General features: G+C 57.3%; 8 protein-coding genes. 3 read left to right on the top strand and 5 right to left on the bottom strand.

What is annotated here, in order from left to right; translation table 11 throughout:
* Positions 1 to 92 precede the first annotated feature (92 nt).
* Positions 93 to 1949: a DEAD/DEAH box helicase gene (locus KO116_RS05250; RefSeq protein WP_045812077.1), complete on the bottom strand. Its 1857-nt coding sequence runs from the start codon at positions 1947 to 1949 to the stop codon at positions 93 to 95.
* 21 nt (positions 1950 to 1970) lie between these two features.
* On the bottom strand, positions 1971 to 5933 hold the full coding sequence (gene purL, locus KO116_RS05245) for a phosphoribosylformylglycinamidine synthase (protein ID WP_035562117.1): 3963 nt from the start codon (positions 5931 to 5933) through the stop codon (positions 1971 to 1973).
* 184 nt (positions 5934 to 6117) lie between these two features.
* Here purL and mltF point away from each other — a divergent pair, with 184 nt between their 5' ends.
* Positions 6118 to 7581 carry a membrane-bound lytic murein transglycosylase MltF gene (gene mltF / locus KO116_RS05240; RefSeq protein WP_035562114.1) on the top strand — a complete coding sequence of 488 codons (1464 nt, stop codon included), beginning with the start codon at positions 6118 to 6120 and terminating at the stop codon, positions 7579 to 7581.
* A gap of 27 nt (positions 7582 to 7608) precedes the next feature.
* Here the strand turns inward: mltF and tadA are convergent, their stop codons facing one another.
* Positions 7609 to 8076, bottom strand: a complete 468-nt coding sequence (gene tadA / locus KO116_RS05235; RefSeq protein WP_035562110.1) for a tRNA adenosine(34) deaminase TadA — start codon at positions 8074 to 8076, stop codon at positions 7609 to 7611.
* 133 nt (positions 8077 to 8209) lie between these two features.
* Between tadA and KO116_RS05230 the strand changes: the two genes are divergently transcribed.
* A complete protein-coding gene (locus KO116_RS05230; protein WP_035562109.1) occupies positions 8210 to 9028 on the top strand; it encodes an acyl-CoA thioesterase in 819 nt (272 codons plus the stop codon).
* Positions 9029 to 9099: 71 nt separating this feature from the next.
* Here KO116_RS05230 and KO116_RS05225 read toward each other — a convergent pair whose 3' ends face one another.
* On the bottom strand, positions 9100 to 10371 hold the full coding sequence (locus KO116_RS05225; RefSeq protein WP_035562105.1) for a malic enzyme-like NAD(P)-binding protein: 1272 nt from the start codon (positions 10369 to 10371) through the stop codon (positions 9100 to 9102).
* Between the two features lie 335 nt (positions 10372 to 10706).
* Positions 10707 to 10922 carry a 50S ribosomal protein L31 gene (gene rpmE, locus KO116_RS05220; protein WP_035562478.1) on the bottom strand — a complete coding sequence of 72 codons (216 nt, stop codon included), beginning with the start codon at positions 10920 to 10922 and terminating at the stop codon, positions 10707 to 10709.
* A 158-nt stretch (positions 10923 to 11080) separates the two neighbouring features.
* Here rpmE and KO116_RS05215 point away from each other — a divergent pair, with 158 nt between their 5' ends.
* On the top strand, positions 11081 to 13327 hold the full coding sequence (locus tag KO116_RS05215) for a primosomal protein N' (protein ID WP_035562102.1): 2247 nt from the start codon (positions 11081 to 11083) through the stop codon (positions 13325 to 13327).
* The last annotated feature ends 60 nt before the right edge of the window (positions 13328 to 13387 follow it).

Here is a 13387-nt window from a genome sequence, read left to right as displayed (position 1 = left end):
GGCTCTCCTGGTAAAAGGGGATCAATACAATCGCACAGTTTAGCAAAGTCGGCACCCTTGGCGACGCCCAAGTCGCGGGTAATGAAAGCGCATCATCCGGCCTCCACCGCTTTACGATAGCGTCCTTCGTAATCAAACAGCTTGTCGCGGATTTGGAAATGCCGGCCCACTTTACGGCCTACGACAAAATCAGGATGGCGCAGGCGGCGCTGCTCGGCGACTACCTCATCAGCGCTCAACGGCTGCCATTTGCCGCCAGGTGCGCGCAGGTGATAACGCAGAAACGCGGCATAGAAGGCGCGCCGTTGAGCAGACGTCTCTAGCGCGAACCACTCGGATAGATGCGTGCCATCTTCATCGTGATAAGTGACTTTTAAGCGCGGTAGGCCACGACCATTGGTCGTCGCTTCCAGTTGCATACCACTTACTCGCAATACCTTGGCATCTTTAAGCTTTAGGGCATCTTTTAGCTTGTCATCCGCGTCCACCAATAGCTTGTCGCAGCCGTGGCAGCGCCGGGCAGCGATATCATTTTCGGCACCGCACTCATCGCAAACTTTAAAGCGAAACCGGAAGTCGCATTGCTTTTTACAGGCGCCCGAAACCGCGCCACGCTGGCCGCTTGCTACTTTAGAATTTCGATCAGGGTCATCGACTAACCCCTGGCAGCGGCGGCCAAAGTGTTCAATGACGATGTCACCATCTCGCTTGCCCCAGTATAGATTGGCATGGCCACAGGCGGGACACTCGACTTGAACCGGCTCGCTGTCGCTATCTGGTTTCGGCTCGCCCACTTCCGGCGCGAAGATATCCCAGGGGTTACCGGCATAGTCCAAAATCAGGCAGTCGCTTTTGCCCGGCGACAAACGCAGTCCTCTACCCACCATCTGTTGATAAAGGCTAACCGACTCTGTGGGGCGTAAAATAGCGATCAAATCCACGTGAGGCGCATCGAAACCGGTGGTCAGCACCGCGACGTTAACCAGGTACTTCAGCCCGCGCGCTTTGAAGGCATCAATTAGCGCCGTACGTTCTCGGGAGGGGGTCGCACCGGTGATGAGCGCCGCTTCGGCTCGCGGCAAATAGCCGATAATTTCTTCAGCGTGGGCCACGGTGGCGGCAAAGATCATTATCCCTTGGCGATCAGCCGCGCGTTCGACGATTTGTCCGATAATACCCGGCGTTGCCCGGTTACCCGCCACTACGCGATTGAGCTCCTCCTCCTGGAAAAAACCACTTGAAGAGGGCTTGAGGGCAGAAAAGTCATAGCCCTCAATGGCCATATCCAGGCGTTTGGGTGCCGCCAGATAGCCCTGTTTCACCATCAGCCTCAGCGGCTGTTCAAAGACACAGTCGCGAAAAAAGCTCTCCTCGCTGCCCCTGACCATGCCGTGGTGATGGCGATAATAGATAAACCCCTGCCCCAAACGGTAAGGCGTAGCGGTGAGTCCGAGTATTTTAAGCTGAGCATTATGCTGTCGCAGGTGTTCAATCACCTGGCGGTAGCTGGCGTCCTCGTTAAGCGATACGCGGTGACTCTCATCGATGACCAGCAAGGTAAAGTTTGCGTCATTAAAGCGATCTAAATTGCGCACCACCGACTGCACCGAGCCAAACACCACTTGTCGGTTCGCCTCTTTACGCTTTAGGCCCGCGCTAAAAATATCGGCCTCAAGCCCATAAGCCTGATACTTGGCATGGTTCTGCTCCACTAGCTCGCGTACGTGGGCCAGCACTAACACTCGCCCCCGCGCCAGGCGCGCTAACTCAGCAATGACCAAGGATTTACCGCTGCCGGTAGGCAGCACCACCAACGCCGGCTCACTGGAAGCACGAAAATGCACGACCACCCGTTTTACCGCCTCCTGTTGATAGGGGCGCAATTGGGGCGTCTGGGCTATGGATGAGAAAGGCGGCCCAGAGGCCGCCTTGTCATGTTGCGTCATCATTCACCTATGAGGGTGTCTCCGTTAACCCAACCAAACGCGAGCATTGCGGAATAGGCGCAGCCAGGCACCGTCTTCAACCCACTCCGCCGGACGCCAGGAGTTGGTGACCGCTCTAGCGACACGTTCAGGGTGCGGCATCATGATAGTCACCCGGCCATCGGGTGTGGTTAGCCCCGTAATACCCGACGGTGAGCCGTTAGGGTTCGCCGGATAGCGGGTCGTTACCTGGCCGTAGTTGTCGATGTAGCGCAGCGCTATTTGGCTGCTCGTCTGCATGCTACGCAGATGAGCGCTGTCACGAAACGCCGCCTGCCCCTCACCATGAGCAACCGCAATGGGCAGCTTGGAGCCTTCCATGCCGGCAAGCAGAATCGAAGGGCTCTTCTCAACCCGCACCATGGAGACCCGCGCTTCAAACTGCTCAGACTCATTGCGTACAAACGTCGGCCAATTTTCAGCGCCAGGAATCAACGATTTCAGCTGCGAGAGCATCTGGCAGCCGTTGCAGACACCCAGTGAGAAGCTATCTTCTCGGGCGAAAAACGCCGCAAACTGCTCCTGGGCGCGCTCGTTAAACAGCACTGATTTTGCCCAGCCGCCCCCGGCGCCAAGCACGTCACCGTAAGAGAAGCCGCCACAGGCGACCAGCCCTTTAAACTCATCAAGCGAGACGCGCCCTTCTAGAATATCGCTCATGTGCACATCGACCGCCTCAAACCCGGCTTTATCGAAGGCCCAAGCCATCTCCACTTGACCGTTAACCCCCTGCTCGCGCAGCACGGCCATGGCAGGTTTGGCGATATTAACAAACGGTGCACTGATGTCGTCATTGATATCAAAAGTGGGCGTGGCGGAGAGCCCGGGATCACGACTATCGAGCAGATTATCGAACTCATTCTTGGCGCACTCAGGGTTATCCCTCAGCGCCTGCATGCGATAACTGGTTTCAGCCCAGGTGCGCTGAGTAAGCAGACGCGTGGTTTCCAGTAGCGGTTCTTCAAACAGCGTAACGCGAACTTGGTCGTCGTAACGGGGGCGAGCGATCACGCCGCACGTTTCGATACCGGCAACGGCAAACTGCGCCAGCACTTCTTCAGTATGTTGACGATTGACCTGAATGACCGCCCCCAGCTCTTCGGAGAACAGTGCATTCAATGCCTCGACCGGCTCGTCGATCATCCAGTCGAGCTTGATCTCAAGCCCGGCGTGGGCGGCGAAAGCCATTTCCAGCAGAGTGATCAACAGGCCGCCATCGCTGCGATCGTGGTAGGCCAGCAAAATACCGTCTCGGTTAAGCCCCTGAATCACTTCAAAAAAGGCTTTAATATCTTCCGGGTCATCCACATCGGGGCAATCGTTGCCCACTTGGCCGTAGACCTGCGCAAGAGCAGAGCCACCCAAGCGATTTTGGCCGCTGCCCAGATCAATCAGAATGAGATCCGACTCGTCTTGTTCCAGGTTGATCTGCGGCGTTAGCGTGGCCATTGCATTGGTAACGGGCGCAAAACCGGTCACTACCAAAGAAAGCGGCGACGTTACGCTCTTGTCTTCACTTTCACCTTGGTCATCCTCATCGACCCAGGCGGTGCGCATTGACATCGAATCCTTGCCCACCGGAATCGCAATGCCCAATGCCGGGCACATTTCCATGCCCACGGCGTAAACAGCATCATAAAGCGCCTGATTTTCACCGGGGTGATCAGCCGCGCTCATCCAGTTAGCGGAGAGCTTTATATCGCTCAACTTAGCAATCGGTGCCGCCGCCAGGTTGGTAATCGCTTCAGCAACGGCCAAGCGGGCGCTAGCGGCGGGGTTGATCAACGCCACCGGCGGACGCTCGCCCAACGCCATGGCTTCACCGGCCTGGGTATCATAGCTTGCCGTGGTGACCGCCACATCGGCTACCGGCACCTGCCAGGGGCCGACCATTTGATCACGGGCCACTTGGCCAGTAATCGAGCGATCGCCAATGGTGATCAGGAAGCTTTTGGAGGCGACTGTCGGCAGGCGCAGCACCCGATCCAGCGCTTCGCGAAGGTCAAGATTATCGAGCATCATGCCGGAAAGCTCGGGATCGTGGCGTTCAAACTCACGCTGCATTTTGGGTGCTTTGCCGAATAGCACGCTCATCGGCAAATCGACCGGCTTGCTGCTGAAATGGCCATCGCACACTTCCAAATGGTGCGCTTCCATCGCCTCACCAACCACGGCATAAGGGCAACGTTCGCGCTTACACAGCGCGTCAAAGGTGTCCAGGTCTTCGGGCGCGACCGCGAGCACATAGCGTTCCTGCGCTTCGTTGCACCAAATTTCCAGCGGGCTCATGCCCGGCTCTGCGTTGGGAACCGCGCGCAAGTCAAAACGGCCACCACGGTTGCCGTCTTTGACAAGCTCCGGCAAAGCGTTGGAAAGCCCGCCTGCGCCCACATCGTGAATAAAGCGGATGGGGTTGTGATCGCCCAGCGCCCAGCAGCGGTCTATAACTTCTTGAGCGCGACGCTCGATTTCCGGGTTTTCACGCTGTACCGAGGCGAAATCCAAATCGGCGCTGGAGGTACCGGACGCCATGCTGGAGGCAGCACCGCCGCCCAGACCAATCAGCATCGCCGGGCCACCCATCACAATCAGCTTGCCGCCGACCGGGATATCGCCCTTCTGGACGTGATGTGCACGAATATTGCCGTAACCGCCCGCGAGCATAATCGGCTTATGGAAACCGCGCCGCTCGATACCGCCCTCGTTCAGTGACTCCTGCTCGTAAGTACGGAAGTAGCCGGTTAAATTGGGGCGACCAAACTCATTGTTAAACGCCGCACCGCCTATCGGTCCATCGAGCATAATGTTGAGCGCCGACTCCATCCGTCCTGGCTTGCCGTAATCGAAGGCTTCCCAAGGCTGTACGAACTCAGGAATGCGCAGATTGGAGACGGTAAAACCTGACAGGCCGGCTTTGGGCTTGCCACCGATACCCGTAGCGCCCTCATCACGAATTTCACCACCCGAGCCCGTTGCGGCACCGGGAAACGGGGCAATCGCGGTGGGGTGATTGTGTGTTTCTACTTTCATCAGGATATGAATAGGCTCCTGATGGGTGTCGTAAAGCGCCCGCTCTTCTTCAGCCCCGGTTAGCGGCTTAGCAAAAAAGCGCCCTGCCTGACTGCCCTTAATGACGGCAGCATTATCGCTGTAAGCGGAGAGCACATTATCCGGTGACGACGCAAAGGTGTTCTTGATCATCTTAAACAGTGAGTGGTTTTGCGGCTCACCGTCGATCACCCAGTCGGCGTTAAAAATTTTGTGGCGACAGTGCTCAGAGTTGGCTTGGGCGAACATCATCAGTTCAACGTCGCTGGGGTTACGCCCCAGCTCATTGAACGCATCGACAAGATAGTCGATTTCATCTTCTGCCAGCGCCAACCCTAGCGCCTGATTGGCCGTTGCCAGTGCATCCCTACCGCCCTCTAGGATATCCACACTGCCCAGCGGTGCCGGCTCGTGGTGGGCAAACAGCTTGGCAGCGTCTGAAGCATCGGATAGCACGGTTTCAGTCATACGGTCGTGCAGCAGTGACGCCAGCGCGCTCAGGCTCTCTTCGTTCGGCATAGCGGTGAAGCTGACCCGGTAATCGATACCGCGCTCGATGCGGTTAATTTGGTGCAAGCCGCAATTGTGGGCGATATCGGTCGCTTTTGACGACCAGGGTGACTGAGTGCCCAAGCGTGGCACGACTAAAAAACGCTGGGCTCGCTCAGGCACTTCCACGCTCGATTGAGTGCCATCGCCCGTCACATAGTCAAGTAACTGCACCAAACGCTCATGGGCAGCGTCATCCAATTCCTCATGACGGTCATGGGAATTAAGATCGATAAAATGAACATAGTGGGCAGACAGCGCTTCCACCTCGGGAGCACGTTCACGCAGCACCGTTAACAGCCGAGCATGACGGAAGGCAGAAAGGGCGGGCGCGCCTCGCAGTTCGAGCATATCCTGAAGCCTCTAGAGCAGGGAAATTCGAGCAGGGAAATCACCGGGCCGCTAGGCGGCCGTGCTTTTATGATAGCGAAAAACGCCTATGATACTGGAAACCAGCCACCACACGAAATCAACAAGGTGACAGCGTGACCCGGGCTGGGTATCGTGGCAGCTTGTTTCATGCCGACAAGACGCCATGCTGACGTTGATTTGCCGACATTTTATTGCCCGTGCCAGCGCTTATTATGCGTTAACTGCCGTTACGCTTTTGACCATGGTGCCCACTCTCTCTCTTGTTCCCCCAGGCGAGCATTTAACGCATATCGGTACAAAAGACTTTATTACCGTTCACACCCGCAACACCCCCACGACCTATTACGAAGGCCGCCAAGGCCCTACCGGCTTTGAATACGAGCTGATGCACCGTTTTGCCGATTACTTGGGAGTGAGCCTTAACCTTGACGCCAGCCACCACCCAGAAAGCGTCTTGCCGGCGGTGCGTGAAAAAGGCGACCTGGGCGCGGCAGCGCTGCCATTACTGCCTGACAGCCCTGGCATCCACTACACACGCCCAATCATTCAAATGCAGCCGCTGGTGGTTTACCGCCGCGGCCTGAATGGCATTAAAGAGCCGAGTGACCTTGTCGGCTTAGAACTTGGCACACTCAGCGAAGCCGGTACCGATGAAGCGCTGCGCGACCTTCAGCGGCGTCATCCTACCTTGAGCTGGAAAGAGTCTCACGAGCTTGAAGTCGCCGAACTGCTGGCACGCGTTGAGGACGGCACCCTGGACGCCGCGGTCATTTTCGAGCATCAGTTTCGTTTAAATCGGCTTTTTTTCCCCAACGTAGAACGTGGTTTCATACTCGGGGACCCACTTTCCATGGCATGGGCGGTGCCTAGCGGTCGCGGCTTAGGATTGCTTGAAGCCGCCAATCGCTTCCTACAAGACCTTCAGGAAAGCGGCACGCTTGATCGGCTGGTAAGCCGCTACTTCGGCCATGACGACTATTTAGAGTATGTCGGCACGCGCACCTTTCTTGATCACCTTGATGCACGCTTGCCCCGTTACACGGAACTGTTCCAGCAGGCTGCCCGCGAAACAGAGTTTGACTGGAAGTTATTAGCGGCAGTGGGGTATCAGGAATCCCACTGGGACCCAGACGCCGTCTCGCCAACGGGCGTGCGTGGCTTGATGATGCTGACCAACCCCACGGCGGGTGAAATGGGCGTGACGGACCGCACAGACCCCGCCCAGAGCATTGACGGCGGTGCCCGCTATTTACGCAGTATTAAAGACCGCTTACCGGAAGGCATCACCGGCGATGATCGCCTGTTTATGGCCATGGCGGCCTACAACGTGGGTCTTGGCCACCTTTATGACGCGCGTAAGATTGCGGAAATGCGCGGCGGCGACCCCGACAGCTGGCAAGATGTGCGCGCGGCGCTACCGCTATTACAGCAGCGTGAATGGCATAGCCAAACGCGTCACGGCTACGCCCGTGGCGGTGAGCCGGTGATATACGTACGCAACATCCGTCGTTATTACGAAATGATTCAATATGTGGAACGTAGTCGTCAGCAATTTTTTCAACTAGAACAAACATCTGTCAACGATGACCCGCTGTTATTGTTTGAACTTGTCCCGCCGCTTGATTAACAGCGCCGTGGCATTTCCAATTCAGTATTACTGATTCAATTCCTCGCGCCGGGCGGCGAAAAATCGCTTCAGCAGCTTTTGCGAGGCTGCGGCCAATACCCCACCGGTCACCGCGATCTGATGATTAAACCACGGCTGTGCCAACAGGTTAGCCTTTGATTCGACCATGCCCGCACGGGGCTCGGCGGCACCGTAGACTAAGCGGGCCAGGCGAGCATGAATCATCGTACCCGCACACATCATGCAGGGCTCCAGGGTGACAAACAGCGTGCAGCCTTCAAGGCGATAGTTGCCCTGGTGCTTGCCCGCCTCGCGTAGGGCACGAACTTCCGCATGGCCGCTAGGGTCGCAGCTGGCCATTGGCGCGTTGCACCCGACGCCAATAATGTTCCCCTGCGCATCAACTACCACCGCTCCTACGGGCACCTCGCCCGCCGCCGCGGCCAGGTGGGCTTGGTCGAGCGCCCGGTGCATGTAAAATTCATCGCTGCGCATAAACGTAAACTCCGCTAAGGTAGCTAAACGACCGTATGAAAGGGGTGCCCGGCGCCGTGGCAGCATATTACTTTTACCGATAGCATTCTTTCACCGACCGCATTCAATAGAGACAGCCGCAAGGATACCGAGAATGACAGATGCGCTGAACAAATTGGTAGCGTTACTAGAGCTAGAAACGCTGGAAGAGACGCTATTTCGTGGTCAGAGCCAGGATCTAGGCTTTCCTCAGCTTTACGGTGGCCAGGTTCTTGGCCAAGCGCTGGCGGCCGCCGCGCGCACCGTGCCAGACGAGCGTCGCCCGCACTCTCAACATGGCTACTTTCTGCGCCCCGGCGACCCCCATCGCCCCGTTGTCTATCAAGTGGATACCATTCGCGACGGCGGCAGCTTTACCACCCGCCGCGTTACTGCCATTCAAAAAGGTCGGCCGATCTTTTTCTGCAGCGCCTCTTTTCAGAGCGAGGAAGCAAGCTTTAGCCATCAGCGCGACATGCCGAATGTCGCCACCCCCGAGGCGCTGCTAGAGAGCGGCGATGCCAAACATGACCGCTTTCCCGGCCACCCCATTGAGTTTTTGCATCTCACGGGCAACCCCGGCAACGGCACGCCTACAGGCCAGTGTTTGTGGTTTCGCCTTTCAGGCACACTGCCAGACGACCCGGCCCTGCATCGCCACCTACTCTCGTACGCCTCTGACTTCAACCTGCTGACCACCAGCCTGATTCCCCACGGCATCGAGTACCGCGACCCCAAACTGCGCATCGCCAGCCTAGACCATGCCTTATGGCTGCACCAGGACACACGCCTGGACGACTGGCTGCTGTACGTTATCGACTCACCCTGGGCAGGCGGCGCTCGCGGGCTGGCGCGGGGGCATATTTATAGTCGCGACGGTCGATTAGTGGCCTCTACCGCTCAAGAAGGGCTAACGCGTTATTCACAAGACTAACTAGACACTCTCTCAAACATTTACGCCCGCTTATTAGCGGGCGTAAATAGTTACCAGAGTGCTGCGGTTTATTAGCCGCCGTAAACGTCGTTGATAGACGTTAGCGGATAGTGCGCAGGGAATGGTTTGCGCGCCACGCCAGAATCAACCGCGGCTTGAGCAACCGCCGAGGTGACTCTAGCCAACAGGCGGATATCAACAGGCGTGGGAATAATGTACTCGCGACCAAAGCTCATCTCGGTACGCTCGTAGGCGTTCAGCACTTCCTGAGGAACCGGCTCACGGGCCAGGTCTTTCAGTGCGTGCACGGCCGCCAGTTTCATCTCTTCGTTAATACGTGTAGCACGAACATCCAGCGCACCACGGAAAATAAACGGGAAGCCCAGCACGTTGTTAACCTGGTTCGGGAAATCCGAACGGCCAGTGGCCATGATCACATCCGGGCGCGCTTCGCGGGCAACGTCAGGATGAATTTCCGGATCCGGATTAGTGCAGGCAAAAATCACCGGGTCTGGCGCCATTTTCTTCACCTGTTCAGCGGAGAGCAGGCCCGGGCCGGAAAGGCCGATAAATACGTCAGCGTTGTCGATGGCATCATCCAAGGTGCGCATCTCGGTATCGCGGGCGAATTCAGCCTTGTATTCGTTAATGCCTTCGCGGTCCGTGTGAATGACACCACGGCGGTCAAGCATCACAAGATTGTCTTTACTAGCGCCACAGGAAACCAGCAGGCGCATGCAGGCAATCGCCGCCGCCCCTGCACCCATGCAAACAATCTTAACGTCTTCGATGCGTTTACCAGCGATCTCCAGCGCATTGAGCATGCCTGCCGCCGTGACAATCGCGGTGCCGTGCTGGTCATCGTGGAAGACTGGAATACTGCAGCGCTCAATCAGGGCTTTTTCAATTTCAAAGCACTCCGGCGCCTTGATATCTTCAAGGTTGATGCCACCCCAGGTATCGGCAATGCGCGCGACGGTATCGATAAACGCCTGCGGGCTTTCCGCATCCACCTCGATATCCACCGAGTTAATGCCAGCAAAGCACTTAAACAGCACGCCTTTGCCTTCCATGACTGGCTTACTCGCCAGTGGGCCCAGATTACCTAAGCCAAGAATAGCGCTGCCGTCGGTGATAACGGCAACCAGATTACCCTTGCCGGTATAGCGGTAGGCATTTTCCGCATCCCTGGCGATTTCAAGCACTGGCTCAGCCACGCCTGGGCTATACGCCAGCGCCAAATCCCGTGCAGTCGCAGTGGGTTTGGTCAACTCCACCGACAGCTTACCGGGAATCGGTTTCGCGTGATAATCCAAAGCAGCCTGCTTATTTGCATCCGTCATGGTCAGAGTCCAGTTAACATAAAATAGATAAGTCGTTTGAGAATATAGAAAAAACCTATGCGCCTCAAGCGTGCCGTCAACTCATATCAAAACGCCCGTTTAACTGAATTTTACCTTCATATTCGCCACATTTCGCAGATATTTGCTGAAACTTATGCAAAACGGCGTTAGCCATAACGCTTTGCTTATTGCTGTACCGCAACATCAGCACGGCATTTGTGAAAATTTTTTCCACAAAAATAGCCAGTTTTTAGCGAGACAACAAAAAACCCACGCTTTGGCGTGGGTTTTGCGCAAGCAATACCTGTACTTGCGATGTGGCTATCCGAGGTGGATTAGCCGCGCTTAACAGCAGCGCCGAAACGCTTGTTGAAGCGCTCTACGCGGCCACCAGTGGTCGCTTGCTTCTGCTTACCAGTGTAGAACGGGTGGCAGTTGGAGCACACATCCAGAGAGAAGTCCTGACCTGAAGTAGAACCTACCTGGAAATTAGCACCGCAAGAACAGTTGGCGGTGACCGTGTTGTAATTCGGGTGGATACCTTGTCTCATCTCGAACCTCACGAAGCTATATGCCGCCACCTGATCTCGTGCCAGGCACCGCATACGGGTTTGGAAAAACTACTAACCGGTTGGCCGCTCTTTCGTTACGATAAGATCGCTAAGATTGAGCGGTCGCATATTCTAGCAAAACTAACGCCGGAGGCCAATTGCCTGATTCTGTTTCTTCGCGGGTACCGCCTCAAGTGCTTAACCAAATACTTAAAATAGCGCTGCCCTCACCGCTGCGGCGCCTGTTCGACTACTTGCCGTCTAACGTGACGCCAGCCTGCGGTTGGCAGCCGGGGTTGAGGGTGCGGGTGCCTTTTGGGCGCCGCGAAGTCGTCGGTGTGGTCGTGGAACTTACCGACCACAGCGAGCTACCGCGCAGCCAATTGCGCGCGGTCAGCGAGACGCTGGACGACGCGCCGCTGCCAGCAGATTGGCTCTGGTTATGCCGCTTTGCCGCCCGCTACTATCAGCACAGCCTGGGCGACACCCTGCACCACGCCATGCCCGCGCGGCTACGCCAGGGACACGCAATGGCCGGTCGCACACAAACACTTTGGATGGCCCAAGGTGACGGCGCGCAGGAAACCCTCAGCCGAGCGCCTAAGCAAGCAGAGCTGCATGCGCTTTTACGCCAGCACCCCCATGGCCTACCCGGTCGTGCGGTTAGCGCCCATGGCTTTGCTCGCGACCAGCTATTAGCGCTAGAGAAGAAAGGCTTGGCCACTAGCCAGGAACATATTCTCACCGCGCCTACTCCCCCCAGCGGAAACTTACTCGCGACTCCCGCGTTACCCCTAAACCGTGAACAGGCCACGGCGCTGGCCGCGCTGCATGAAAAGCTAGAGGGTTATCACCCCTGCTTGCTCGAAGGCGTCACCGGCAGTGGGAAAACGGAAGTCTATCTGCAGCTGATTGAAGCAGTGGCCGCCAAAGGTAAGCAGTCGCTGGTGCTGGTGCCGGAAATTGGCTTAACGCCGCAAACGCTGGCCCGCTTTAGAAGCCGTTTTCGCGTGCCCGTGGTGGCGCTGCATTCGGGCCTTACCGACCCTGAGCGCTTAGATGTATGGGAAGCCGCCGCTAGCGGCCGGGCACTGATTATTATCGGCACCCGCTCGGCCATTTTCACGCCATTGGCTAACCCCGGTGCGATTATTGTCGATGAGGAACATGATGGCTCCTACAAGCAGCACGACGGTTTGCGCTATCACGCTCGCGATCTTGCGGTTGCACGCGCGCATTACCATAAAATCCCGCTGCTGATGGGCAGTGCCACGCCGTCCTTAGAGAGCCTGCATCAGGCGCTTAGCGGCGCCTATCGCCACCTACGCCTGACCCAGCGCCCCAGCCAGCACCCCCCAGCCAAGCTGGAGCTGATTGACCTGCGCCACCAGCGCCGCCAGGGCGGCCTGCTACCCGGTGCCATCAAAGCGATTAAAAGCACCTTGAGCGCTGGCAAGCAGGTGCTAATTTTTATCAACCGGCGCGGCTTTGCACCGACCCTTGCCTGCCACGCTTGCGGCTGGATGGCCGAGTGTAGCCAGTGTGATGCACGCATGACGCTGCACCGCCAGCCCGCCCTACTGGCCTGTCACCACTGCGATAGCCGCCGCGCTCTGCCGGATGCCTGCCCCGAATGTGGTAGCGGCGACCTGCGCGCATTGGGTAGCGGCACTGAACGCACGGAAGAGACATTACAGACCCTGTTTCCCAAGACCACCATCCACCGCATTGACCGCGATAGCACACGGCGCAAGGATAGCTTCGAGCAAGTGTTAAAAGAGATCCATCGCGGTGAACCGTGCGTATTAGTCGGTACTCAAATGCTCGCCAAAGGGCACCACCTGCCCCACGTTACCTTGGTGGTCGTCGTTAATGCCGACGGCGGGCTGTACGCCGCTGATTTTCGCGCGCTGGAACACAGCGCTCAATTGCTTGAGCAGGTGGCGGGCCGAGCGGGGCGGGCCGCTCATCCAGGTCGAGTACTGGTGCAAACACTGCACCCCGACGATCCGCATCTGGGCCAGTTGGCTGAACACGGTTATGGAGCGCTCGCACGCAACATGCTGGAAGAGCGGCGTATCGCTCAACTGCCCCCGTTCTGCTTTATGGCGCTACTTCGGATTGAAAGCCCCAAGGAGGAGGCCGCCTTGGCCATGGCGCAACAGGCCGCTCAAGCTCTACGTCAGTGGCTCAAAGAGTCCAACGTGGCGACACGCTGCCTGGGCCCTGTGCCCGCACCCATGGAAAGACGTCAAAACCGTTACCATTTACATGTCATGCTGGCGGCCAATAGGCGTAGCCAACTTCACCCTGCTGCCAGTTGGCTCGTGCAGTGGTTGGAAGCGAATCGCGAGGCGCGCAAGGTGCGCTGGTCGATTGATATCGACCCACAAACGCTCTCCTAGAATGGGCTCACCATCACGCGGCTTTGAAACTGCGGCTCAATTGCTGATAATAGCCGCTTG

The sequence above is a fragment of the Halomonas sp. KO116 genome (assembly GCF_000734975.2).
GTDB classification, from domain to species: domain Bacteria; phylum Pseudomonadota; class Gammaproteobacteria; order Pseudomonadales; family Halomonadaceae; genus Vreelandella; species Vreelandella glaciei.
This window is presented reverse-complemented; position numbering and strand designations above follow the sequence as displayed.

Excerpts from the sequence above, each read along its gene's own strand:
- KO116_RS05230 (WP_035562109.1), top strand. The coding sequence starts at position 8,210 with ATGACAGATGCGCTGAACAAATTGGTAGCGTTACTAGAGCTAGAAACG.
- KO116_RS05250 (WP_045812077.1), bottom strand. The coding sequence starts at position 1,949 with ATGATGACGCAACATGACAAGGCGGCCTCTGGGCCGCCTTTCTCATCC.
- KO116_RS05225 (WP_035562105.1), bottom strand. The coding sequence starts at position 10,371 with ATGACGGATGCAAATAAGCAGGCTGCTTTGGATTATCACGCGAAACCG.
- rpmE (WP_035562478.1), bottom strand. The coding sequence starts at position 10,922 with ATGAGACAAGGTATCCACCCGAATTACAACACGGTCACCGCCAACTGT.
- purL (WP_035562117.1), bottom strand. The coding sequence starts at position 5,933 with ATGCTCGAACTGCGAGGCGCGCCCGCCCTTTCTGCCTTCCGTCATGCT.
- tadA (WP_035562110.1), bottom strand. The coding sequence starts at position 8,076 with ATGCGCAGCGATGAATTTTACATGCACCGGGCGCTCGACCAAGCCCAC.
- mltF (WP_035562114.1), top strand. The coding sequence starts at position 6,118 with ATGCTGACGTTGATTTGCCGACATTTTATTGCCCGTGCCAGCGCTTAT.